This is a genomic window from Microbacterium bandirmense, from assembly GCF_037204185.1.
In the GTDB taxonomy this organism is placed as follows: Bacteria; Actinomycetota; Actinomycetes; order Actinomycetales; family Microbacteriaceae; genus Microbacterium; species Microbacterium bandirmense.
The window spans coordinates 366,814-388,964 of record NZ_JBBDGM010000001.1; the positions used below are offsets into that span (position 1 = coordinate 366,814).

The 22,151-nt window shown below is 68.0% G+C and carries 24 protein-coding genes, 1 tRNA gene and 1 other RNA gene; 18 read left to right on the plus strand and 8 right to left on the minus strand.

Features of this window, described 5'->3' with window-relative positions:
- Together WDU99_RS01860 and WDU99_RS01865 are read left to right on the plus strand one after the other, a co-directional pair.
- Positions 1 to 1,107 (plus strand): hypothetical protein, encoded by a 1,107-nt coding sequence (locus WDU99_RS01860; protein WP_337330731.1) that lies wholly within the window; start codon positions 1 to 3, stop codon positions 1,105 to 1,107.
- Positions 1,107 to 1,736: a hypothetical protein gene (locus WDU99_RS01865; RefSeq protein WP_337330732.1), complete on the plus strand. Its 630-nt coding sequence runs from the start codon at positions 1,107 to 1,109 to the stop codon at positions 1,734 to 1,736. The genes WDU99_RS01860 and WDU99_RS01865 overlap by 1 nt, the downstream gene beginning before the upstream one ends.
- On the opposite strand, the gene WDU99_RS01870 is transcribed toward WDU99_RS01865, so the two are convergent.
- A complete protein-coding gene (locus WDU99_RS01870) occupies positions 1,729 to 2,214 on the minus strand; it encodes a hypothetical protein (RefSeq protein WP_337330733.1) in 486 nt (161 codons plus the stop codon). The genes WDU99_RS01865 and WDU99_RS01870 overlap by 8 nt on opposite strands.
- A complete protein-coding gene (locus WDU99_RS01875) occupies positions 2,211 to 2,360 on the minus strand; it encodes a hypothetical protein (RefSeq protein WP_337330734.1) in 150 nt (49 codons plus the stop codon). The genes WDU99_RS01870 and WDU99_RS01875 overlap by 4 nt, the downstream gene beginning before the upstream one ends.
- Positions 2,361 to 2,419: 59 nt before the next feature.
- On the opposite strand from WDU99_RS01875, the gene WDU99_RS01880 reads away from it, so the two are divergent.
- The 7 genes from WDU99_RS01880 to WDU99_RS01910 all read left to right on the plus strand — a co-directional run bounded on the left by WDU99_RS01880 (position 2,420) and on the right by WDU99_RS01910 (position 8,490).
- Positions 2,420 to 3,454 (plus strand): peptidoglycan recognition protein family protein, encoded by a 1,035-nt coding sequence (locus tag WDU99_RS01880; RefSeq protein ID WP_337330735.1) that lies wholly within the window; start codon positions 2,420 to 2,422, stop codon positions 3,452 to 3,454.
- The gene (locus WDU99_RS01885) at positions 3,451 to 3,588 is read left to right on the plus strand and encodes a hypothetical protein (protein ID WP_337330736.1); all 138 of its coding nucleotides are present in this window, start codon (positions 3,451 to 3,453) and stop codon (positions 3,586 to 3,588) included. The genes WDU99_RS01880 and WDU99_RS01885 overlap by 4 nt, the downstream gene beginning before the upstream one ends.
- Positions 3,588 to 3,941, plus strand: coding sequence for a hypothetical protein (locus WDU99_RS01890; RefSeq protein ID WP_337330737.1), 354 nt, complete (start codon positions 3,588 to 3,590; stop codon positions 3,939 to 3,941). Before WDU99_RS01885 ends, WDU99_RS01890 begins: the two co-directional genes overlap by 1 nt.
- 11 nt (positions 3,942 to 3,952) lie before the next feature.
- Entirely contained in the window at positions 3,953 to 4,462 is a 510-nt protein-coding gene (locus tag WDU99_RS01895; protein ID WP_337330738.1) for a holin, read from the plus strand.
- Between the two features lie 12 nt (positions 4,463 to 4,474).
- Positions 4,475 to 4,927: a hypothetical protein gene (locus tag WDU99_RS01900; RefSeq protein ID WP_337330739.1), complete on the plus strand. Its 453-nt coding sequence runs from the start codon at positions 4,475 to 4,477 to the stop codon at positions 4,925 to 4,927.
- Positions 4,928 to 4,946: 19 nt separating this feature from the next.
- Positions 4,947 to 7,025, plus strand: coding sequence for a hypothetical protein (locus WDU99_RS01905; protein ID WP_337330740.1), 2,079 nt, complete (start codon positions 4,947 to 4,949; stop codon positions 7,023 to 7,025).
- A 430-nt stretch (positions 7,026 to 7,455) separates the two neighbouring features.
- Positions 7,456 to 8,490, plus strand: a complete 1,035-nt coding sequence (locus tag WDU99_RS01910) for an EpsG family protein (protein WP_337330741.1) — start codon at positions 7,456 to 7,458, stop codon at positions 8,488 to 8,490.
- 107 nt (positions 8,491 to 8,597) lie between these two features.
- Here the strand turns inward: WDU99_RS01910 and WDU99_RS01915 are convergent.
- The 4 genes from WDU99_RS01915 to WDU99_RS01930 form a co-directional block, all read right to left on the minus strand.
- A tRNA-Val gene (locus tag WDU99_RS01915) sits at positions 8,598 to 8,669 on the minus strand.
- 13 nt (positions 8,670 to 8,682) lie between these two features.
- Positions 8,683 to 9,567: a tyrosine-type recombinase/integrase gene (locus WDU99_RS01920; protein ID WP_337330742.1), complete on the minus strand. Its 885-nt coding sequence runs from the start codon at positions 9,565 to 9,567 to the stop codon at positions 8,683 to 8,685.
- A 102-nt stretch (positions 9,568 to 9,669) separates the two neighbouring features.
- A complete protein-coding gene (locus WDU99_RS01925; protein WP_337330743.1) occupies positions 9,670 to 9,897 on the minus strand; it encodes a hypothetical protein in 228 nt (75 codons plus the stop codon).
- Positions 9,894 to 10,685, minus strand: coding sequence for an AI-2E family transporter (locus tag WDU99_RS01930; RefSeq protein WP_337330764.1), 792 nt, complete (start codon positions 10,683 to 10,685; stop codon positions 9,894 to 9,896). The genes WDU99_RS01925 and WDU99_RS01930 overlap by 4 nt, the downstream gene beginning before the upstream one ends.
- A 67-nt stretch (positions 10,686 to 10,752) precedes the next feature.
- On the opposite strand from WDU99_RS01930, the gene WDU99_RS01935 reads away from it, so the two are divergent.
- Positions 10,753 to 11,076, plus strand: a complete 324-nt coding sequence (locus WDU99_RS01935) for a GAP family protein (protein WP_420063971.1) — start codon at positions 10,753 to 10,755, stop codon at positions 11,074 to 11,076.
- A 9-nt stretch (positions 11,077 to 11,085) separates the two neighbouring features.
- Here the strand turns inward: WDU99_RS01935 and WDU99_RS01940 are convergent, their stop codons facing one another.
- On the minus strand, positions 11,086 to 11,925 hold the full coding sequence (locus WDU99_RS01940) for an aldo/keto reductase (RefSeq protein WP_337330745.1): 840 nt from the start codon (positions 11,923 to 11,925) through the stop codon (positions 11,086 to 11,088).
- 70 nt (positions 11,926 to 11,995) lie between these two features.
- Here WDU99_RS01940 and WDU99_RS01945 point away from each other — a divergent pair, with 70 nt between their 5' ends.
- From WDU99_RS01945 to rnpB, 4 genes are all read left to right on the plus strand, one after another.
- Positions 11,996 to 12,403 (plus strand): YchJ family protein, encoded by a 408-nt coding sequence (locus tag WDU99_RS01945; RefSeq protein WP_337330746.1) that lies wholly within the window; start codon positions 11,996 to 11,998, stop codon positions 12,401 to 12,403.
- Between the two features lie 9 nt (positions 12,404 to 12,412).
- Entirely contained in the window at positions 12,413 to 13,144 is a 732-nt protein-coding gene (locus WDU99_RS01950) for a zinc ribbon domain-containing protein (RefSeq protein WP_337330747.1), read from the plus strand.
- A 60-nt stretch (positions 13,145 to 13,204) separates the two neighbouring features.
- Positions 13,205 to 14,911 carry a bifunctional 3'-5' exonuclease/DNA polymerase gene (locus tag WDU99_RS01955; RefSeq protein WP_337330748.1) on the plus strand — a complete coding sequence of 569 codons (1,707 nt, stop codon included), beginning with the start codon at positions 13,205 to 13,207 and terminating at the stop codon, positions 14,909 to 14,911.
- Between the two features lie 14 nt (positions 14,912 to 14,925).
- An RNA gene (gene rnpB, locus WDU99_RS01960) (RNase P RNA component class A) lies at positions 14,926 to 15,292 on the plus strand.
- A gap of 54 nt (positions 15,293 to 15,346) precedes the next feature.
- Here rnpB and ppgK read toward each other — a convergent pair.
- Entirely contained in the window at positions 15,347 to 16,087 is a 741-nt protein-coding gene (gene ppgK / locus WDU99_RS01965; protein WP_337330749.1) for a polyphosphate--glucose phosphotransferase, read from the minus strand.
- 68 nt (positions 16,088 to 16,155) lie between these two features.
- On the opposite strand from ppgK, the gene WDU99_RS01970 reads away from it, so the two are divergent.
- Genes WDU99_RS01970 through WDU99_RS01985 form a run of 4 tightly spaced genes read left to right on the plus strand, consistent with a single transcriptional unit; the run spans position 16,156 to position 21,656 of the window.
- On the plus strand, positions 16,156 to 16,371 hold the full coding sequence (locus tag WDU99_RS01970) for an SPOR domain-containing protein (RefSeq protein ID WP_337330750.1): 216 nt from the start codon (positions 16,156 to 16,158) through the stop codon (positions 16,369 to 16,371).
- A 2-nt stretch (positions 16,372 to 16,373) separates the two neighbouring features.
- Positions 16,374 to 17,711, plus strand: coding sequence for a glutamine synthetase family protein (locus WDU99_RS01975; protein ID WP_337330751.1), 1,338 nt, complete (start codon positions 16,374 to 16,376; stop codon positions 17,709 to 17,711).
- 8 nt (positions 17,712 to 17,719) lie between these two features.
- Positions 17,720 to 20,698: a bifunctional [glutamine synthetase] adenylyltransferase/[glutamine synthetase]-adenylyl-L-tyrosine phosphorylase gene (locus WDU99_RS01980; RefSeq protein ID WP_337330752.1), complete on the plus strand. Its 2,979-nt coding sequence runs from the start codon at positions 17,720 to 17,722 to the stop codon at positions 20,696 to 20,698.
- Between the two features lie 22 nt (positions 20,699 to 20,720).
- The gene (locus tag WDU99_RS01985; RefSeq protein WP_337330753.1) at positions 20,721 to 21,656 is read left to right on the plus strand and encodes a diacylglycerol/lipid kinase family protein; all 936 of its coding nucleotides are present in this window, start codon (positions 20,721 to 20,723) and stop codon (positions 21,654 to 21,656) included.
- The last annotated feature ends 495 nt before the right edge of the window (positions 21,657 to 22,151 follow it).

Sequence of the window (22,151 nt, forward strand, 5' to 3'; positions counted from 1 at the left end):
ATGTGGTCGTTCTCGATTCACACCACGATCTCGGGGACGAAGCTGCTGGACGTGCAGCCGTCGGCGGGCTCGTGGCGGCGGGCGCTGGGCGGAGGTGGATCAGGTCAGCACACGTTGCAGCTGCGCGCCGTCGGTGAGGAGATCTCTCCGGCGACCGCCCGCCAGCTGTCTGAGCCGAACCAAGCGAGCCTGGTGGTGTGCTGGGGAGACGTGGTGCTCTACGCGGGGGCGATCATCAAGGCGGACTACAAGCGGTCCACCGGTGCGCTGACAGTTCGGCACAACGAGGGGCTGCGGGAGATTCTGCGGAACCGGTCGACGTTCGGAGTCGGTGCGGAGTCGGGTATCGGCGCTGGGTACGCGGGCGGTGACCTGGTCGTCTCGGGCCGGTCGGCATCCGGGGCTGTGCGGGCCATCTTGCACCGTGGTGCCGGCGGGTACTGGGGAGGCACGTGGGATCTGCCCATCGACCTTCCTGCGGACGGTGCCGGGCCGATCAGCTTCACCTGGCGCCGGTGGGACTTCCACATGATCGACGACCTGCTCGGACAGATCGAGGACCTCGGGTATGAGATCGACTTCCGCCCGTATCTCACTGCGGCGGGGGCGCTCCGCTATCAGACGGTCGTAGCGTCGAAGATCACCGCCGGCCTGCTCGAGTTCGCGGTGACTGCGGAACGCACCCCCGTGACCGAGTTGAGCGTGAGCCGAGATGGTTCGAAGCAGCTCTCTGGTGTGTTCACCCTGGGCAAGGGGTCAGAGGACAAGATGCTCAAGGGTGGAGCCGGATTCATGGACGGCCCGGTCATCCCCGTGCGTGACGCGGTCGTCTCGATGAAGGACGTCGCCAACGTGAGCCGTCTGAACGAGATGGCGACCGCTGAGCTCACCCAGCGTCGGCATCCGTCGGAGCAGTGGGACTTCTCCCTCGTCGCCGAGGTCGACGAGGACGGAGTCGAGCAGCTGGACGTCGCGGCGTTGATCCCCGGCGCGACGATGCGGATGCTGTCCAGCGGCGATGAGTACATCACCGACGGCGTGCACCCGCTACGGCTCGTCGGGATCAGCGGTGACATGTCGCGGACCTTGAAACCGGAGGTGCAGTGATGGTCGACTTCCACGGCGATCTCGGGCAGGAGATCCGGGAGCTGAAGCGCCGCATCCGGGTGCTCGAGTCAGCCTCCCCACTCGGCTACTCGTCGATCTCCGAAGGTGCATTGGAGATCCGTTCCGCAGAGGGGCTGATCGTCGTCGGCTCAGCGCGGGTCGACGGCACGCTGTCAGGGTCGGGCACGTTCTCATGGACGGGCGGGATGAACCTGCAGGGCGACCAGAACGTCACCGGCCCGACGACGTTCACCGGGCAGATGACGGTGAATGGGCCGTGGACCCTGGTCGGCGCGGGCAGCATCACCGGGAATGTCGACCTCGAGGGCATCCTGAGCCTGCTGTCCGACCTGCTGGTCAAGGCGGGCGGGCGGATCGTCGTCGAGGGCGGTAACCCGATCGTCCTCGAGCAGTCCGGCGGCACCGCGCACATCCTGATGGGCGGCTCCGAGATCCGCGGCGGCGACGGTGGCGTCGGCATCTACCCCGGCAGCGGCCCGTCGATTATCAGCAGCTCGGCCGGCGTCCGCATCGCCTACCTTCCGACCATCGACTCAGCATCCGCCGGCGGTGCCGTCCCGGGCACGGTCTGGTGCAACGCGCTGGGCTACTTCTACAGGGTTACTTAGCCGGCGGGATGGTCATCAGCTGCTGGCAGTAGTTCAGCAACGCACTGTTGAAGACGGCCGAGGTGTCGAGGTAGTAGCCGCCGGCACTCGGCGTCTCACCCTCGACGAGGCGGAGGTCCTCGAACTTCACGCCGGCGTCGATCTGCTTGCATCCCTCGTGCCCGAGCGCGATGAGCTCAGCATCCGTGAACTGATCGAGAACCGTCTGCGGAGGCGTCCGCTTCTCGACCTCGGCGAGGTATCCGGCGTCGTCGTTCGTGGTGATGTAGTCGGCCGTCGGCTCCGGCGTAGGCGTCGTGTCGGCCGAGGGCGCTGCGGGTGCAGCATCCGCCGGCTCTGACGCGGCCGGCGTCGGCGTGCTGGCGGCGGTCGTCTCGACGGGAGCCGGCTCCTGCCCGGTCGTGCTGAGCGCGTAGGCGGTGCCTCCGCCGACGACGAGAACAGCGGCGGCCGCGATGGCGGCGATGCGGGTCTTCACGACTGGTTCTCCTTCACGTACTCCACGAGCGCTCGCCGGATGACGTCGCTGATGGTCTCGTCGTTCGCGGCCGCCGCGCCCTTCGCCTCGTCCCAGAGCTTGGCGGGGACTCGGATCTGCCTGGCGACCATCGGCTTCTTGACCATGCCAGAAGCGTACATACAAACGTAAACACATTCAAGCCCCCTTCAGGAAAGGACCGACCATGGCCTTCATCCCGCGCTCCGAATGGGGCCTGCCCGCCACCTGGCCGAACCGCCGGGTCGATCCGTCGCGCCGCACGGGCTTTGTCGTGCACTGGGACGGCGGCCCCAACCCAGACGACGCGGCCGACGAGATCCGTCTGTTGCTCGCCTACCACCGCTACCACCTCCACACGACCAAGACCGGCGGGTTCGACTACAACCTCGCCGTCGGCCCGATCACCGGCAACATCTACGAGGGCCGCGGCCTGGATGTCGTGGGGGCGCACGCCGGCGGCGCGAACACCCCGAACATCGGCGTGATCCTGATCGGCGGGCCGGGCAACCTCACGGAGAAGGGCCAGCAGGGCCTGCGGGATGCGTATGCGCTCGCGTGCAAGCACACCGGCCGTCAGCTGCGGCAGCTCGCGCACCGTGACGTGAACCGCACCGGATGCCCCGGCGACGACATCGCCGCATGGGTGCACGCTGGTGGGCTCTCGGGCGGCACCGTACCGGCAGGCGGCGGCTCGACGGGCGGGCCGCGGTTCCGCCCCGGCGACATCACAGTCGGCGTCAGCGTCAAGCAGGTGCAGGAGCGCCTCGTCGCGCACGGTTACAACGTCGGCCCGCACGGCATCGACAACGACATGGGCACCGACACGATCAGCGCTATCCGTTCGTTCCAGGACGACCAGGGGATCGACGTGGACGGCATCGTCGGCCCGGACACGTGGGGTCGCCTGAGTGCCAAGCCGGGCACTGCGAAGCCGACCGGCCTCAAGGCGCCCGCGTTCCCGCTGCCGAACGACGACTGGTACTTCGGCCCGAAGTCCGGCCCCAAGCAGTCCGTGTCCGGCTACTACAGCCACCGCAGCGACCTGCGGCGCTGGCAGCAGCGGATGAAGGACAGGGGTTGGGACATCAATCCGGACGGCCTCTACGGCCCGCAAACCCGGAGCATCGCGGTCGCGTTCCAGAAGGAGAAGCGCCTCCGCGTCGACGGCCTCATCGGCGCGTCCACCTGGGCAGCCGCATGGACGGAGCCGGTGACGTGACCCGCCGGCGGAACATCCAGCACGGGCGGGCGCGGCGCCTCCCGCACAGCGTGGTCTGGCCCGTCCTCGTGCTTGTCGCGCTCATCGGCGCTCTCATCTGGGAGCTGACCATGCTGTTCGGTGCGGTGATCTGATGGAGCCCGACATTCGCGAAGCGCTCAGCGACATCAAGACCGACGTCCGCGACGGGTTCAAGGGCGTCAACGAACGCATCGACAACATGGTCACCAAGGGCGAGTTCACCGCGACGGTCGCCCGCCTCGACGCCCAGCACGAGACCCTCCGTCGCGACTTCTCCGCGCACGACACCGAGGCAGCCACCCGGGCCACGCAGGCCCGCGCCGACGACCAGGCAGTGCGGGCCGAGCTGCGCACCGAGCTCGACGGCTTCCGGGTCACCACCCGGTGGGCGATCGGCCTCTCCGTGGCAGGCGCCGGCGTGCTCTACACCATCGTCTCCCTGGTCGTCACGACCCTCATCCCGTGAAAGAAGGAACCATGAGCAAACTCACCTCCCGCACCTGGTGGAAGGCCGCGCTGCTGCGCGCCCTCTACACCGCGATCGCGATCGGCATCCCGTACATCGGCGCCGTCCGCTTCGCCGACGTCCCCTGGCTGATGGCTGCCTCCGCGGCCGCGGTCGGAGCGATCACATCGCTGGCGACGTCACTGTTCGGCCTGCCCGAGTCCGAAGGTGTGAAGCTGCCGTGGTGGCTGGCCGCGCTCGAGCGCACGGCGAAGACGTTCGGGCAGTCGCTCGCCGGCGGTCTGGCCGGCGCGACGTTCCTGCACGAGATCGACTGGCTGCTCGTGCTGCAGGCGGCCGCGCTCGCAGCGTTCATCTCGCTGCTGCGTCTGGTGCTCGCGACCCTGCCTGCTGACCCGACCGCGCCGGCACCGACCACCGTCGTCGTGAACGTGCCCCGATCGCGCAGCGGCATTCCCGGCGCGGTCGACGTCGAGCAGGTCGCGGATCTGTCTGCGCAGCGGCGTTACCCGCTGAGCTGAGAGGGAGCGGGCATGAGCGTGTACACGTACACCGGTCTGTTGACCGATGTCGCGAAGGTGCCGATCGGCGGATGGTTGCCGCAGATGGCGATCCGTCCTGTCGTCGAGGCGTACGGGCCGGACGGGCTGGTGTCCGCGGTGCCGGTGCCGATCACGATCGACGCGGCGGGCGCGTTCAGCGTGCAGCTGATCCCGTCTGGTGAACTCACCCCAACCGGGGGCGGGTCACCGGGGGTGGATTACATCATCAGCGTCGGGCGGTTCGAGCTCGGCGACGACAACACGACCACTTGGACGGGTACGGACTCGTGGCGGTTCACCGCTGCAGCTGGTGGCGGGAACATCGGTGAGATGAACGGTGCGTCGCTGCTGGCCGTGTGGATCGGTCCGCCGTGGCCGACCATCCTTTCCCCGGGTCTGTATATCGATCAGATGCCACCGAACGAGTACGGCATCGTCACGTGAACGCAGAGGAGAACTGACCATGGTCCTTCCCGTAGGCGTCGCAAAGCTGGGCACGTTCCAGGGCGACAAGGGCAACACCGGCACGATCGCATATGCGACAGCCGAAAGCATCCCATTCGATCAGCAGGCAACTGCTGAGATGGTCGGTCCCGAGTCCAACCGCGGGGCGCACTTTCGAGTACCACGCGGCGAACCTGGCCTTCCCGGCGGCAATGCCATCGAGAACGATGCAGCGGTCGCCGCCTACGTGGCGACGCCGACGTCCGCGACTCACCAGCAACTCCTGCCGGTGATTGGCGGGGCTCAGGCTGAACCGATCACCTCCCAGGCTGCACTTTCGGGCTACGAACGGACCCGGCCAGCGCCCGTCGACGCATCAGGTGGCATCCGCATGCTGATGCGCGACCCGACCGTCGCCGGTCGCATCTGGGGCCAGCACCTCACGGGGACGACCCGCATGATCGGATACACCGATGACCATGGTGCGACGTTCGTGCCGAAGAGTGCGCCGCCGGCGGGGTATCAGGCGGGCGCCTCGTCGATCCGCTTCGGCAACGGATACCTGTACCTGCTGCAGGTGCCTGCCGGCGCCACCCCGTCAGGGCAGGTGTGGCGTTCGCCGTATCCCGATGCCAATGGCGACGGGATCGTGTGGAGCAAGGTTTTCGACCTGGCTACGCCACCGGAAGGTTTGGTGACCGGTGGGAACTCCACGCTGAGATCGGACTGCCTTGCAGTCGACGGAGCCGACGTCTATGTCGTGGAGTACAGCCCGGCCGGAAACGTCTCGCCAGGGCCGTCGATCTATCACTCGCGCAACAACGGGCGCACCTGGGCGAAAGCGAAGACGTTCACCGCGCGGCACATCCATGCTGTTGCGGTGATCAGCGACGTGCCATGGGTGAGCCTCGGCGACGCAGGCAACGGGTGGACCGATCGCGGCCTGCATTCCGCGCACACTCGCACTGGCGCAGCATGGACGAAGCGTTCGCTATCTCCGGAGACGAACGCGGGGTGGGCAGGCAACGACCTATACCCGATCAACTTCATCCCGATGGAAGTCGGGGGAGCCCCGATGATCGTCGCGGAATCCGACTCTCGGCACCTCGTCGGTCCTCTACTGTTCTCAACGCAGGGACTGGTAGGCGTGCGACCCCTCGTGCCTGTCTGCCAGGTTCCACCGCCGTACTTCGGATCGATGCGGCATCTCACGCTCACCCCGGAAGGGAACCTCATCTGGTTGCAGACCGGCGAGGTTGGCGACATCGGCGACTTCGATTGCATCATGATCGCCAAGGGGCCGCATTTCTCAAAAGCCGTGGTCGCGGAGGCGATCCCTGCAACCTCCAACCTGTTCGCTTCGGCAGGAGACAGCGTCCTGGACGGGGACTACGTATGGTTCGGCTCGCAAAGGATCAAGCGACCCGTGTTCGCGGGACAGGCATTGCTCCAGCCCGCACCCGTGCCAAGCCCCCCGGTTGTCCCGGAGCCGAACGCGCTCGCTCACCAGTGGATCGCGGACGGACTCGCGGACGGCCCGCTCACATCTTGGGCGAATGCCACCGGAGGAACCGCGCTTGCCCAGTCAAGCAGCACGGCGAGACCGTCGGTCATCACCGACGGTGGAAAGAAGTGGGTCCGGTTCGATGGAATCAACGACTTTCTGCAGGCGACGGGGATCGGGCTGACGCAGCCGGCCACAATCCTGATGCGAGTGCGGTTGCGTGACCATCAGTCACAGACTGTCGGACTGATCGCACCGGATGGCGCGGGATTCACCGTGCTTGCTGACTCGAATGGCGTCGTCACAGCGAATGGAGGGACGAACCTGGCGACCCCAGCAGGGCAGTTGGTCAACGCCACCGATACTGTGGTCGCGGTGCGGTTCAACAACACGGCGTCACGTGTCAGCGTCGGCACGAACGCAGCGGTGTCGGGGACGGTGGGCGAGCTTGGCCTGAACAGCCTCCGAGTCGGCTATGCCTTCTCTGGCGGCGCAGGCAGGTATGCGGCGATTGACGTCGCTGAGCTTCGGATCTACGCTGAACCGCTGAACGAAGCAGACATCCAGACTGCGATCACCGAGATGCTCGCGTGAGACGAAACGCCCCCCGCTCTCCTTCTTGGAGAGCGGGGGGCGTTTCGTCGATTCCTCGAGATCACTGTTCAGAACGATTCGCCGCCGCGTTGGTAACCGACCCGTCGGCATAGACCTCGCACGTCAGTTCGTATGCCGTGAGGTCGCGGTTCAGGGGGCGAACGTGAGCGATTCCTGAGACACGGAACCCGTCCGCAGTCGCTTCGACAGTGAGGTCGAGAGTTACGTCGTCGGCGGGTGGAAGATCGCCGGACGACACCAGGCTGTCGACGCAAGCCTGCAATGCAAGCCCTCGTTCGGGGGACGAGCATCCTGCGAGGAGCACGAACAAAGCACACAAGCTCGCTAGGATTCGTAGGGGCTTCACGCAACTGATTCTAAGAGGAATGCCTGGAGCCCGTTTTGGAGGGAACTCAACTTGCTGCCATACGTGCTGCTGGCCGCCGGTGCTTTTGTGCTGGCCTTCGTATCCAAGCTGTGGTCGGCTCGGTTTGCAGCACCCCGGTGGAACCTTGCGGACGTGGCGTGCGTGGCGCTCCTTGTCAGTTTTTCAGCCATGAGGTTCGAAGTTGGCACCGACTATCTTGCCTATCAGGTCGCGTATGACAGGCTCGACCCGGCTCAGGACTGGTGGGCGCAAGCGCAGATGTACCAGCAGGATCTCGGGTACACGTTGCTGGCGCTAGCTACACGGGCGATGACCGATAGTCCTCACGCGATCTTCTGGGTGACGTCAGCCATAGCCATCGTCCCGGTCTATGCGACGCTGAGGAAACAATCGAAAGACCTGCCGTTCGCCGTCCTGCTCTACCTTTTGCTGTGCTTCTACGTCGCTCCGTTCAACATCATCCGTCAGGGGATGGCGTTCGGGTTGGTGTTCTGGGGGTACTCGTTCATCAAGCGGAGCAAGACCGCGTTCATCGTGATCGCGCTCATCGCTGCTTCTCTCCACTCCACCGCGATTATTGTCGCGGCGATCATGTTCCTCGGGCGCCTCTGGAAACCGCGGTTGTGGAGCACCGTTGTTCTCTTCGCGGGCATGGGGGCTGTAGCAGGAGCGATATGGACGGTGCCGCCGGTGCGGGCATTGCTTGAGAGTCTGAATGAACGCTATCTCGAGTACATCGACTCCGCGCAGGAGAGCGGAATCACGGTCTACATCATGATGGCCCTGTTTCTTCTGCTGGCGATTCTGATCGCGACATCTCGCGAGAACGAGCGTCCAGATTGGCTGGCTATGATCCTCATCGGGATCGCGTTGCTGATCGTCTCGACGCAGTCCCCAGTTGCACTTCGCGCATTCAACTACTTCGGACTATTCGTGCTCCTGGCGTTGCCTAACTCGTTGCTCGCACATAAGCATGGAACGATCCTCCGGTCCGGGGTACTGGTAGGTACGGCCGTCTACTTCGCTGTGTACGTCAACACCTTCGCAGACCTCGTGCCGTATCAGAGTTACCAGTAGCCCAACGGGGGGCGCTTCTGCGTCGCGCCGACGTGTTGTTGGCTTCGGCAGCAGAAGAAACCCCCTCGGTGCCGTGGGGGTACTAGATGGGGCGCTTTTCTTTCCTGTGGCCGGTACCGGGATCGAACCGGTGACCTTCTCCGTGTAAAGGAGCTGCGCTACCGCTGCGCCAACCGGCCACTCGCGAGCTTACTACGCCGCCACCGCGTGCCGTCCGGCCGCCGGTCGACCCGACCGGGCGGGGATCGGCCGCGGCTCGAGTTGCACGATGCTGGCCTGCTTCAGGCGCTCGCTCACTCGCGTGTAGATCTGCGTGGTCGAGAGCGACTCGTGCATCATCAGCTCCTGCACGATGCGGATGTCGACTTCGGCCTCGACGAGGTCAGTGCCGAATGCGTGCCGCAGTGAGTGGGGCGTGAGCAAGGGATCGAGGATGCCGGCGCGCAGCTTGGCCTTCGTGATCAGATCGGTAACCGACGACGAACGCATCGGCCGGCTCGGGTCCTTGCGTGCCGGGAACCAGTAGCCGTCCTTCGGCATCCGCTCGGCGAGCTCGGCGATGACGGGATGCAGCGGCAGCCGGCGTTCCTTCCCGCCCTTGCCCACGGTCCGGATCGTGTTCGACAGCAGGTCGATGTCCTGTCCGTGCACTCGCGCGATCGACGAGACCCGGAAGCCCTGGTAGTAGCCGACGAGGATCATCGCCCTGGTGCGCTGGTAGGCGCCGCTGGTGAGCATCGCGTCGACCTGCTCGGCGGTGAACGGCCGCGGCTCACCCTTCGGCACCTCGACCTTGGGTAGACGCAGGGCGGGGTTGTCCTCGCGCAGCCCTTCGGACTGCAGGAAGGTGAAGAAGGCGAGGATCGCGCCGCGTTCGGTGCGCATGGTCGATGCTTTCACGTCGTCTCGTGCGAAGTGCCGGCGCAGCGTGAACACGTCGAGCTCGACCAGGCGACCGGAGCGCCGTGCGAGTGCGGTGAGGATGCTGCGCCGATTGCGGATCGTCGTGGCCGCGAGCCGCTGGGCGCGCTGGTAGTCGTCGAACATCGCGAGTGCGTCGAGATCGAGTGAGAGCATGGGTCCCCCTGGGTGAAGAAGTGGTTCTACTGCCGAGGCTATTGACGCGGGTAGATCGGTCGCGACGATCTAGCACGACAGAACAGAGCGCACTGTCTGGGACTATTCGTGCATGACCGCCGGCCAGGAGCTGGCGTGGATGATCTCCCCGTCCCGCTGCCACGTCACGCTCGTGCCGTCCGCGAACCGCACGCGGTGCGACAGGTACACGACCTCATCCTCGATCGCCTGGTCGTGGTGGTACTCGACGAAGTGGATGCAGCGGGCATTGGCCTTCTCGTCGTCGATGAAGATCACCGCGCGAGCGGGGCACTGCTTACCGCGGTTCATGCGGTCACCGCCGTCTGCTTGAGCCGCCGCCGGCGTTCGTCGGCCAATGACACGATCGGGCGCTCGAAGTGCCGTGACTTCACCGTGGATGTCGTCGGTTCGATCCCGGCAGGGCCCACATCAGGATCATCGCCCCCGTCGCTCCGCGGCGGTACCGCGTCGCGGTCGCCGGAAAGCCATCGCAGCCAGGTCGAACCGGGGTCGGCCTCGAACAGCAGCATTCGCGTGAACAGCGTGAGCGGGATCGACAGGATCGCCCCGAGCGGACCGATGATGAAGGTCCAGAACACCACCGAGAAGAAGGTGATCGTCAGGCTCAGGCCCACCGCGTCGCTGACGAACTTCGGCTGGATCAGCACCTGCAGGGTGACGTTGACGACGCAGTAGATCGCCACCACGCCCAGCAGCAGCGGCCAGCCGCCCACCAGGAACGCAAGGATCGCCGGCGGGATCAACCCGATCACGAAGCCGATGTTCGGGATGAGGTTCGTCACGAAGGCGAGCACGGCCCACACCACGGGCGCGGGCACTCCCAGCCACCACAGCGCCAGCCCGTCGATGATCGCGACGATGGCGCCGAAAGCCGCGTTGACGACGTAGTAGCGGCGGATGCCCGAGGTGAGGTTCGAGATGCGGCGCATCGTGTCGCGCTTGACCGCACCGAACAGCCTCGGGGCGTCGCGGTAGCGTGCCGCGTCGACGGCCATCATGATGACGTAGGCGCACACGAAGAACAGGGCGGTCGCGATGCCGAGCAGAGTCGACCAGACACCGCCGGCGATGCTCAGCAGCGTGGCCGGGTCGAGCAGGTCGGATGCCGCATCCGCGGCGCTCTGATCGAGGCCAGCGGACTACATCCCGGGTCGCTCCTTCATCCTCGGCATGGGCATCTTCCTCAATCCCATGAACGTCTCGCTCGTCGCCGCCGCGGGGCTGGCGATCACGCACGGGGCGTTCGCACCGGTGACGCGCACGCTGCTGAGCATCGGATTCGTCTGCGCCGCCGCGCTGCCCGTCGCCATCCCGGTGCTGATCGTGCTCGTGCGACGGGAGCGCGCTGAGCCGATGCTGCGCGGGCTGCGGCGATGGATGCTGAAGCACAACGGCTACCTCAGCGCGGGGATCCTGCTGCTCGTGGGCGTGCTCCAACTGATCAAGGCGCTGCAGGTCTGGGACTGACTGCCGCCGTCACATCTCCTCGTGCGTCGCCGGGTCGCCCTCGAAGAGCCGACCGTCTGGACGCCCGAGACCGGTGATCGCATCGACCTCGGCAGGGGAGAGCTGCACGGACCCGGCCGCCAGGTTCGCACGCTGGTGCTCGGGTGATGACGCCTTCGGGATCGACACGGTGCCGCGCGCGACGTGCCAGGCGAGCACCGTCTGCGCCGGGCTGATGCCGTGCGCTTCGGCGACCTCGATGATCACGGGCTCCTGCAGCAGCTCGCGGGCACGGCCGAGCGGGCTCCATGCGACCGTGAGGATGCCTTGCTCGGCGTGCAGCTGCAGCGCGTCCGTCTGCGGGAAGTACGGATGCACTTCGATCTGGTTCACGACCGGGCGCACACCCGTCTCGCTCTCGATGCGGTCGAGGTGCGCCGGCAGGAAGTTCGATACGCCGATCTGCCGCACCGTGCCCCGGGACTGGGCCTCGACGAGCGCCTGCCAGGCTTCGGCGTACAGATCGACGCGCGGGTTCGGCCAGTGGATGAGATGCAGGTCGGTCGCGTCCAGCCCGAGTCGGAACCGGCTCTCCTCGATGCTCGTGCGCGCCTTCGCCGCCGCATGATGGCGGCCGGGGAGCTTGGTGGTGACGATGAGGTCGTCGCGATCGACAGGGGATGCCGCGACGCCGGCCCCGACGGCACCCTCGTTCCCGTAGTTGAACGCGGAGTCGATCAGCCGGTAGCCGAGGTCGATTCCCGCCGTGACCGCTGCGGCGCCCGCCTCGCCGTCCATGCGATAGGTGCCGAGCCCGATCGCGGGCAGGCGGAATCCGTTGTGGGCGGTGAACGACGGCGTCTCGGTCATGGCTGCTCCTCGGGGTGATGTCCGGCCAGCCTACGCGGACACCCCCGTCGGGCGGTGCGACGATGGACGCATGGCGACATCCGAACCGCATCCGAAGGGCCACCGGTGCCCATGCACGAGTGGTGACCTCTACGCATCCTGCTGCGGTCCCGTCATCGACTCCGGGCGCGCACCCGGTGCTGTGCGGCTCATGCGGTCGCGTTTCACGGCGTTCGCCCTCGGAGACGCCGGTCATCTGCTGCGCACGTGGCATCCGACCACCCGCCCGGCGCGTCTGGACCTCGATGACGGGATGCGGTGGCTGAGACTCGACATCCTCGATCAGCTGCGCGGCGGCCCGTTCGACGACGACGGGGTCGTCGAGTTCGAGGCGTTCTACCGGCACGCCGACGGACGCGGATCGCTGCGCGAGCGCAGCCGGTTCGTGCGCGACGACCGTGTCTGGTTCTACGTCGACGGCGTCGTCGGCACCGACTAGGTTTGAACTGTGAAGGCCACCCCCGAGAACCAGCGCACCCTGCTCGACATCGCCGACCTCGACCGTCGGATCGCTCAGGCCGAGCGGGCGCGCACCACGCCCGCTCAGGGCGCGCGCATCAACGAGCTCGCCGCGGTCCGCCAGCAGCAGCTCGGCGAGCTGACCTCACTCACCGGGGTCCTCGATGACGCCAGGGCCGAGCTGAGCAGGCTGGAGTCGGACGTGTCGCTGGCGACCCAGCGTCGCGATCGCGACGCCGAGCGGCTCGCGGCTGCGACGGATCCCAAGCAGGCGCAGGCCCTCGAGAATGAGATCGAGAGCCTCGGGCGACGTATCAGCATGCTCGAGGACGAGCAGCTCGACGTCATGGGGCGCGTCGAAGAGGCGCAGTCCGCGGTGGACGCGCAGCAGGCTCTCATCGATCAGACGCAGGCCGAGGGCGGGAGGCTGACCGCCGAGGCCAAGGCCGGCATGGCTGCAGCGGCCACAGAGGGCGAGCACCTCGGCCGCGACCGTTCTGCCCTGGCCGCATCCATCGCCGCCGATCTGCTCGCCGACTACGAGCGGCGGGCCGCCCGCGGCGTCGGCGTCGGGCTGCTGCGTCGCGGCATCTGTGAAGGCTGCCAGATGGTGCTGGCCGGCACCGATCTCAACGAGGTGCGCCGTGCCGCCTCCGACGACGTCGTCTCGTGCCCCGAGTGCGGCGCTATCCTCGTGCGCACTGACGAGTCGGGGCTGTGACCCGGCGACGCGACGCGAGCGCCGCCCTGCGGGCATGAGCCCGCGGGCGGCCGAGACGCCGTGAGCGCGACGGCGGCGCCCCTGCATGCGATCGTGGGGCGGGGCCCCGATGGCGGCTGGCTGATCGCGCTGTGCAGCGGACCGGCGCGGCCGCTGGAAGTCGAGCACGTCTCCGACGTCGAACTGGCTGCGAGGGTGCGGGCGATCGAAGAGGACTGCGCGCCCCGGTGGACCGTGCGCAGTCTGCGCGGCTTCGCACCGCGGATGCTGGCGGAGGGCATCCGAGTGCGCCGCGCGCACGACCTGCTGCTGTGCCATGCCATCCTGCGCGACACGATCGCGCTCGACCCTCCGCTGGCATCCTCTGAGCGGTGGACGCGCCTCGATGTCGTGGCCGAGCCGCAGCCGGGCCTGTTCGACATCGACGGGGGACCGGAGCGCGGTGACGGCTTCGACGAGGTGCTCGCGCAGTGGCAGGCGCAGATAGCTGTCCTGGATCGCGCGCGCGACGGTCGACTGACACTGCTGTGCGCCGCGGAGTCCGCCGGTGCACTGATCGCCGAGGAGATGACCGCCGCCGGTCTGCCGTGGAGCGTCGACGTGCACGAGGGCATCCTGCGCGAGCAACTCGGCCCGCGACCGCAGGGCATCGGGCGACCACGGCTCATGGCACAGCTCGCCGCGCGCATCGGCGAACTGCTCGATGACACGACCCTGAACCCCGACAGCCCTCCGCGGCTGCTGAGAGCACTGCACCGCGCCGGCGTGTTCGTCGAGTCGACGTCGAAGTGGCAGCTCTCCGAGATCGACCACCCCGTCGTCGAACCTCTGCTGGAGTACAAGCGTCTGGCGCGGCTGTTCACCGCCAACGGCTGGACCTGGCTCGACGAGTGGGTGCGCGATGGACGCTTCCGACCGGTCTATGTCACCGGCGGGGTGGTCACCGGCCGATGGGCTTCGTCCGGTGGGGGAGCGCTGCAGATCCCGCGGCAGCTCCGTCGCGCCGTGCGCGCCGATCCCGGGTGGACCCTCGTGAGCGCCGATGTCGCGCAGCTGGAGCCGCGCGTGCTCGCCGCGATGGCGCAGGATCATGCGATGGCCGACGCCGCGCGCGGTCGCGACCTGTACGAGGGTGTGGTGCGCTCGGGCGCGGTCGGCTCGCGCGAAGAGGCGAAGTACGCCGTGCTCGGGGCGATGTACGGTGCGACCTCGGGCGAGAGCGGCAGGCTCGTGCCGCGTCTGCGCACCGTGTTCCCCCGCGCGATGGGCCTGGTCGACGCCGCGGCTCGCACCGGTGAGCAGGGCGGAGTCGTCAGCACGCTGCTCGGGCGCGGCTCGCCGAGACCGGGCGACGACTGGCGGTTGGTGCAGTCGCAGGCGGGGAATCCCGATGCGGGCAGCGCGGCCGAGGCCAGAGCGCGCGGCAGCGCCCGTGAGCGGGGACGGTTCACAAGGAACTTCGTGGTGCAGGGAACGGCCGCCGAGTGGGCGCTGCTGTGGCTGGCCGAGATCCGTCATCGTCTGATGGCGCTGCCGACGGCATCCGCTCCCGCCGTCGCGTCGGGTCCCGTCTTCGCCTCGCGCGCGCACCTCGCCTTCTTCCTGCACGACGAGGTGATTGTGCACGCGCCATCCGAGCAGGCGGATGCTGTCGCCGACGCCCTGCGCGGCGCCGCCGCAGCGGCCACTCAGCGGCTGTTCCCCGGCTTCGCGATCGACGTGCCGCTCGATCTGCATGTCAGTGAGGACGCGGGCGAGGGCGCGTAGACTGGGCGGGCGAGCGGGTCGGCCGGACGGTCGCGTGGCGCGAGAGCGCACCGAGGAACGTCCGGGCTCCGCAGGGCAGGGCGGTGGGTAACACCCACCCGGAGAGATCCGCGAGACAGTGCCACAGAGAGAAGACCGCCGTCGCCCCTCGGGGAGGCGGTAAGGGTGAAAGGGTGGTGTAAGAGACCACCGGGGGACATGGTGACATGTCCTGCCAGGTAAACCTCGCCCGGAGCAAGACCAGACAGAGGACGTCGACGCGGCCCGCCGAGTCCTCGGGTAGGTCGCTGGAACGGCACGGCAACGTGTCGTCGAGAGAGATGGCCGTCAAGGGAGCGAAGAACTCCTGAACAGAACCCGGCGTACAGGCCGGCCCGCTCGCCCCACACGTTCGAAAGGCCCGGTCACCTGACCGGGCCTTTCATGTGACGGGATTCAGCCGGCGAGTGCAGCCGCGCCGATGATCCCCGATGCGTTGCGGTGCACGGCGGCGACGATCGGCGTGCGAAGATCCAGCAGCGGCAGGAACTTCTCCGGGTGCTTCGAGACGCCGCCGCCGACGACGAACAGGTCGGGGCTGAACAGGAACTCGACGTGGCGGTAGAACTCCTGCAGACGTGCGGACCAGTCCTCCCACGAGAGGCTCTCGCGCTCCATCGCCGAGTACGCCGTCCAGCGCTCGATGGACTCGCCCTTGCGGTCGAGGTGGCCGAGCTCGGTGTTCGGGATAAGCATGCCGTCGTACAGGAACGCCGACCCGATACCTGTGCCGAGGGTGGTCATGATGGTCAGGCCCCTGGCATCGCGGGCGGCACCGTGGCGCGCCTCGGCGACACCGGCGGCGTCGGCGTCGTTGACGAAGGTGATGTCGCGGCCGAGGCCGTCCTCGAAGAACTTCTCCGCCTCGAAGTCGACCCACTCCTTCGAGATGTTCGCCGCCGACAGCGTTCTGCCGTGCTTCACGATCGCCGGGAAGGCGACACCGAGGGGCAGCGTCGATTCCGCCACGCCGAGCGTGGTGAGCACTTCGCGCACGGTGTCGACGACGTCTGCGGGGTGCGCGCCGTCGGGGGTGGGGACGCGTACGCGGTCCGAGTCCAATGTGCCGGTGTCGAGGTTGACGATTCCCGCCTTGATCCCTGTGCCGCCGATGTCTACGCCGATTGCCTGTGCCATGTCGAATAGCCTATCCATCCGTCGCTCAGCGATTAGGATCGTGACGGGATCCCGACGAAGGAGCTGACATGTCCGACGGCGACGAGAAGTACTGGTACAACCTGAGGACCGGCGAGGTCGAGTTCGGAATGCAGTCCGCCTCCGTCGATCGCGTCGGGCCCTTCGACACCGAGGGCGAGGCCGCGCAGGCACCGGAGCTGATGAAGGAGCGCTCCCGGGCCTGGGCCGAGGACGAGGCCGCCGAAGAAGGATGGGGCTCGGCCGGCTCCGCAGAGAAGGAGTGACGGTGGACAAGCAGCGGGACTTCGTGCTGCGCACCATCGAGGAGCGGGGCGTCAAATTCGTGCGCCTGTGGTTCACCGACGTCATCGGCACCCTAAAGTCGGTGGCGATCGCCCCGGCTGAGGTCGAGGGCGCATTCGCCGAGGGCATCGGCTTCGACGGGTCGGCCATCGAAGGACTCACGCGCACCTTCGAGTCCGACCTGCTCGCGCAGCCGGATCCGTCGACCTTCCAGACCCTGCCCTGGCGCGGTGACGTGGATCCCACGGCCCGGATGTTCTGCGATCTGACGACCCCCGACGGGCGTCCCGCCGTCTCCGACCCGCGTCATGTGCTGCGCCGCGCACTCGCGAAGGCAGCCGACGCCGGCTTCACGTTCTACACCCACCCCGAGATCGAGTTCTATCTGCTCAAGTCCTCGCAGCTGGGACCGGACGGGCCGGTGCCGGTCGACAGCGCCGGCTACTTCGACAACGTGCCGGGGGGCACGGCGCACGACTTCCGCCGCAGTGCGGTGCGGATGCTCGAAGACCTCGGGATCTCGGTGGAGTACAGCCACCACGAGGGCGGCCCGGGGCAGAACGAGATCGACCTGCGCTACGCCGACGCGCTCACCACGGCCGACAACATCATGACCTTCCGCACCGTCGTCAAGGAGGTGGCGATCGAGCAGGGCGTCTACGCGACCTTCATGCCGAAGCCGCTGAACGACCACCCCGGCAGCGGCATGCACACCCACCTGTCGCTGTTCGAGGGCGACGCGAACGCGTTCTATGAGCCCGGTGCCGAGTATCAGCTCTCGCTCACCGGGCGCCGGTTCATCGCCGGCCTGCTGCGTCACGCGAATGAGATCGCCGCCGTCACGAACCAGTTCGTCAACTCGTACAAGCGTCTGTGGGGCGGTGACGAGGCGCCGAGCTTCGTGACCTGGGGCCACGCCAACCGCTCGGCGCTCGTGCGGGTGCCGATGTACAAGCCCAACAAGGCGCAGTCCACGCGCGTCGAGTACCGCGGATTGGACTCCGCCGCCAACCCCTACCTGGCCTACGCTCTCATCCTCGCGGCCGGGCTCAAGGGCATCGAAGAGGAGTACGAGCTCCCGCCCGAGGCCGAGGACAACGTGTGGTCGCTGAGCGACGCCGAGCGGCGGGCCCTCGGGTACACCCCGCTGCCGGCGAGCCTCGACCACGCGCTCGAGCTGATGCAGGACTCCGAGCTCGTCGCCGAGACCCTGGGGGAGCAGGTGTTCAACTACGTGCTGCTCAACAAGCGCAAGGAATGGGAGGCGTACCGCGGTCAGGTCACGCCGTTCGAGCTCAAGAGCAACCTCGGGCTGCTCTGAATGCGGTCATGACGCGCCCCGATGCGTCCGTCTCGCTGTCGGCGCTGGCGAGGCTCGGCTTCGTGCAGCTCACCGGCGCCTCGGCCGATCTCACGGAGCTCGCCGAGCTGACGGGGCTGGAGCGCACCGAGCTCGCCGACGGGATGTCGGCGGCTGATCCGGACGGCGCCGTCCACGGCTTGGTGTGCGTGGCGCGCCGGGACGCCGGTCGCGTGCGCGACGTGCTGTCAGCACCGGATTCCCGGGCGGCCGCGTGGCGGCTGTTCGGAGCGTCCTCGGGGCTGGCGGGCTTCTTCGAACGCCATCCCGAGCACTTCGCCGCGGCGATCCTGCTGCGCACCGAGCTTCCCGATGTCACAGAGCTGACCCAGCGCATGCTGTCCGCCGTCGACGCCGCGGATGGTTTCGCACGCGCCGTCGACCCGACCTCGGCACTGCGGATCGAGTATCGGCGGTGCCTCGCCGAGATCGCTGCGGCCGACGTGGCATCCGATGCCCCTCTCGAGGTGATCGCAGATGTCTCCACCGCTCTCGCCGATGCGGCGGGCGCAGCGCTGGAGGCCGCACTCGCGATCGCGCGCACGGCCCTGCGGGAGTCCGGTCGCACCGGCACTGCCGAAGAGATCGCGGCGACGCGGCTCGCGATCATCGGGATGGGCAAGGCCGGCGCGCTCGAGCTGAACTACCTCAGCGACGTCGACGTGATCTTCGTCGGTGGGACAGCCGATGAGTCGGTCGTCTCCGAGGCCCGTGCCGTCGACATCGCCACCCGGCTCGCCCAGGAGGCCATGCGCGCGCTGTCGGCGTACGGCGTCGAGCCGCCACTGTGGGAGGTCGATGCCGCGCTGCGCCCGGAGGGCAAGCAGGGCGCCCTGGTGCGCTCGCTCGGCTCGCACATGGCCTATTACGACCGGTGGGCGAAGAGCTGGGAGTTCCAGGCGCTGCTGAAGGCCAGGGCGATCGCCGGCGACGCCGAACTGGGTGCCGCGTACATCGACGGCGTGCAGCCGAAGGTGTGGGCGAGCGCGGAACGGGCCGACTTCGTCGAGAGCGTGCAGAACATGCGCGAGCGGGTCACCGAGCACATCCCGGCCGAAGAGCTGCCCTACCAGCTGAAGCTCGGGCCGGGCGGGTTGCGCGACATCGAGTTCACCGTGCAGCTGCTGCAGCTGGTGCACGGGCTCAGTGATGAGAGCCTGCGCACTCGCGGCACCCTCGAGTCGCTGGATGCCCTGGTCGAGGGCGGCTACATCGGTCGCGCCGAGGCCGGCTCGTTCGGTGAGCAGTACCGGGTGCTGCGCCTGCTCGAGCACCGCCTGCAGCTGCGGGAGCTCACCCGCACCCATCTGCTGCCCGAGGATGACGAGGGCATGCGCCGACTCGCCCGTGCCACGGGGCTCGCCGACAGCGCCTCGGGGCTGCGGCGTGTCTGGGACGACCTGCGGCGGGATGTGCGCGAGCAGCACACGCGCCTGTTCTACCGTCCGCTGCTCGCGGCGGTGGCGGCGCTGCCGGCCGAGGAGCGGATGCTGTCGCCCGAGCAGGCCGGTTCGCGCCTGGCCGCCATCGGATTCCGCGACCCTGCGGGCGCGCTGAGGCACATCGCCGCCCTGACGTCGGGGCTGAGCCGCAAGGCCGCCATCCAGAAGCACCTGATGCCGGTCATGCTCCGCTGGTTCGCCGATGGCACGGACCCGGACTACGGCCTGCTCGCCTTCCGGCGGATCAGTGAGCGGCTCGGTGACACCCACTGGTTCCTGCGCATGCTGCGCGACTCCTCGGGCGCCGCGCAGCGACTCACCGCGGTGCTCTCGCAATCGCGCTACGTCGGTGAGCTGATGGAGTGGATCCCCGAGTCGGTCGCATGGCTCGACAGTCCCGCGAGTCTGCGCCCTCGCGGCTGGACGGCGCTCGACGAAGAGGCGCGGGCGATCCAGACCCGGCACAGCACGATCCAGTCGGCGATGACGTCGGTGCGGGCGCTGCGACGCCGCGAAATGCTGCGCACCGCGATCGGCGCCGTGCTCGACCATCTCGGCGTCGACGAGATGGCGAAGGCGCTCACCGAGATCACCGAGGCGACGATCCAGGCGGCGCTGCGCGCCGTGCGCCGCGAGATCGTCCCGCCCGAGGACGACGCGATGGACTTCTCGATCATCGCGATGGGTCGCTTCGGGGGCGCCGAGCTCGGCTTCGGATCGGATGCCGACGTGCTGTTCATCTACGACCCGAACGGCGTCGAACCGCAGCGGGCACAGCAGCATGCGGCGAAGATCGTCGCCGGACTGCGCGAGCACCTCACCGATCATCGGCTGCCGCTCGACCTCGACGCTGATCTGCGGCCGGAGGGCCGCAACGGTCCGATCGTGCGGACGATCGACGCCTACACGCAGTACTACCGCCGCTGGTCGCTGTCGTGGGAGGCCCAGGCCCTGCTGCGTGCGCGGGGGATCGCCGGCAGTCTGAAGCTCATCGCGAAATTCACCGAGCTCGCCGACAGCATCCGATACCCCGAGACCGTCTCCGAGCAGGGCATCCGCGAGATCAAGCGGATCAAGGCACGGGTCGAGGGGGAGCGGCTGCCGCAGGGCGCCGACCCCCGACGGCATCTCAAGCTCGGCCCGGGCACGCTCAGCGACGTGGAGTGGATGGTGCAGCTGCTGCAGCTGCAGCACGGGCACCGGGTACCCGATCTGCGCACCACCTCGACCATGCAGGCGCTCGATGCGGCTGTGCTGGCCGATCTGTTCCCCGCATCCGACGCCGAGCGGCTGCGGGAGGCTTGGGTGCTGGCCAGCCGGCTTCGCTCCGCGATGACACTGCTCACCGGTCAGACCAGGGACGTGCTGCCCAGCGAGATGCGCGAGCTCGACGGGGTCGGCCGGCTGCTGGGATATCCTGATCGCGCCGCGACCCTGCTGGATGAGGACTACCTCAGGGTCACGCGGAGGGCGAGGCGCGTCTTCGAGAAGCAGTTCTACGGCTGAGCACCGATCGCAGGGGGAGTACATGGCACAGCGTTGGGGCATCGTCTGGAATCCGACCAAGGTTGACGAAGACGCGCTGCGCGCCGCAGTGGCGGCCGCGCTGCCGGCGGATGCGGAGGCGCTGTGGTGGGAGACCAGCGCCGACGATCCGGGGCGTGCGATGGCATCCGAGGCGGTCGACGCGGGCAGCGACGTCGTCATCGCTGTCGGCGGCGACGGCACCGTCCGCACGGTCGCAGAGATCCTCGCCCAGGCAGGGGAGGACGCCCCCGCTCTCGGCATCGTGCCGCAGGGCACCGGCAACCTGCTGGCCCGCAACCTGGGGGTGCCGCTCGGCAGCATCCCGAAAGCGCTCGACGTCATCGCGACCGGGCGAGTGCGACGCATCGACATGGGCTGGAGCCGGGCCGACGACGAGCAGGACGAGACCGGATTCCTTGTCATGGTGGGGTTCGGTCTCGATGCGCACATGCTCGCCGAGACCGACGACGACCTGAAGGACAAGGCCGGATGGCTGGCCTACGTCGAGGCGATGGGCCGGGCGGTCTCCGCGGCCGAGACCGTCGAGTTCACGATCACGCTCGACGACGGCGAGCAGCAGGTGCTCCCCGGGCACACCCTGCTGATCGGCAACTGCGGCGCGATCCAGGGCGGTGTGACCCTGCTGCCCGACGCCGTGCCCGATGACGGCCGGCTGGACCTGCTGCTGGTGAGCGCCGAGAACGTCGGCCAGTGGGCGCAGACGCTGCGTACGATCGTCTGGGACAACGGCATCCGACGTCTGCTCGGCGGCACCGACGACACGGTGAGCACGGATGCCGCCATGAACCTGACCGGCGCGACCATCCGCGTCTCGCTCCCGACAGCCGTCGCGTTCGAGATCGACGGCGAGGAAGCCGGTGAGGTGTCGCGCCTGGATGTGCGCGTACAGCCGGGCGCCCTGCGCGTGCTCTGCTGAGTACGCACAGGGCGCCGGAGGGGGCGATCAGACGCCGTAGTACAGCTCGTGCTTGAGAGCCTGACAACTGGTGGTACTTGAGAGAGACTCTGTCCCCCGGAAATCCGGGGAAGAACGATGCTGAACATGGAACTGGCCGCTGCCGCGGCCGGTACTGGTCGGTCGTCGTCGGTCACCACCGGATGGCGGCGTCCCCCACGCTCGGCGTTTGCGCAGGTCAGCGGCTCGTTCGCCCAGTGGGCGCATCAAGCGATAGACGCAAAGCCGACATGATGAGGTCGTCGGTTCGATTCCGACAGGCGGCTCCGGCGAACCGCCCCTGACCTGCGGAAACGCAGGTCAGGGGCTGTTCGGTTCTGGTGGTCGCGCGATGCGCTGGCCTCACGGCTCTGCCCGACACCGACGTCGCTCTCCTCTGCGACGGACCCCTCGCCGGCTGAGCGCTCGCGGCCGGCATCCTGTCCGTGTGCCGATAGGCCTCGCACCGCTCGGCAA

What these genes read in the sequence shown, in the direction of transcription:
- WDU99_RS01860 (WP_337330731.1), top strand. Translation starts at nt 1, where the DNA reads ATGTGGTCGTTCTCGATTCACACCACGATCTCGGGGACGAAGCTGCTG.
- WDU99_RS01865 (WP_337330732.1), top strand. Translation starts at nt 1,107, where the DNA reads ATGGTCGACTTCCACGGCGATCTCGGGCAGGAGATCCGGGAGCTGAAG.
- WDU99_RS01875 (WP_337330734.1), bottom strand. Translation starts at nt 2,360, where the DNA reads ATGGTCAAGAAGCCGATGGTCGCCAGGCAGATCCGAGTCCCCGCCAAG.
- WDU99_RS01880 (WP_337330735.1), top strand. Translation starts at nt 2,420, where the DNA reads ATGGCCTTCATCCCGCGCTCCGAATGGGGCCTGCCCGCCACCTGGCCG.
- WDU99_RS01890 (WP_337330737.1), top strand. Translation starts at nt 3,588, where the DNA reads ATGGAGCCCGACATTCGCGAAGCGCTCAGCGACATCAAGACCGACGTC.
- WDU99_RS01895 (WP_337330738.1), top strand. Translation starts at nt 3,953, where the DNA reads ATGAGCAAACTCACCTCCCGCACCTGGTGGAAGGCCGCGCTGCTGCGC.
- WDU99_RS01900 (WP_337330739.1), top strand. Translation starts at nt 4,475, where the DNA reads ATGAGCGTGTACACGTACACCGGTCTGTTGACCGATGTCGCGAAGGTG.
- WDU99_RS01905 (WP_337330740.1), top strand. Translation starts at nt 4,947, where the DNA reads ATGGTCCTTCCCGTAGGCGTCGCAAAGCTGGGCACGTTCCAGGGCGAC.
- WDU99_RS01920 (WP_337330742.1), bottom strand. Translation starts at nt 9,567, where the DNA reads ATGCTCTCACTCGATCTCGACGCACTCGCGATGTTCGACGACTACCAG.
- WDU99_RS01925 (WP_337330743.1), bottom strand. Translation starts at nt 9,897, where the DNA reads ATGAACCGCGGTAAGCAGTGCCCCGCTCGCGCGGTGATCTTCATCGAC.
- WDU99_RS01940 (WP_337330745.1), bottom strand. Translation starts at nt 11,925, where the DNA reads ATGACCGAGACGCCGTCGTTCACCGCCCACAACGGATTCCGCCTGCCC.
- WDU99_RS01945 (WP_337330746.1), top strand. Translation starts at nt 11,996, where the DNA reads ATGGCGACATCCGAACCGCATCCGAAGGGCCACCGGTGCCCATGCACG.
- ppgK (WP_337330749.1), bottom strand. Translation starts at nt 16,087, where the DNA reads ATGGCACAGGCAATCGGCGTAGACATCGGCGGCACAGGGATCAAGGCG.
- WDU99_RS01970 (WP_337330750.1), top strand. Translation starts at nt 16,156, where the DNA reads ATGTCCGACGGCGACGAGAAGTACTGGTACAACCTGAGGACCGGCGAG.
- WDU99_RS01980 (WP_337330752.1), top strand. Translation starts at nt 17,720, where the DNA reads ATGACGCGCCCCGATGCGTCCGTCTCGCTGTCGGCGCTGGCGAGGCTC.
- WDU99_RS01985 (WP_337330753.1), top strand. Translation starts at nt 20,721, where the DNA reads ATGGCACAGCGTTGGGGCATCGTCTGGAATCCGACCAAGGTTGACGAA.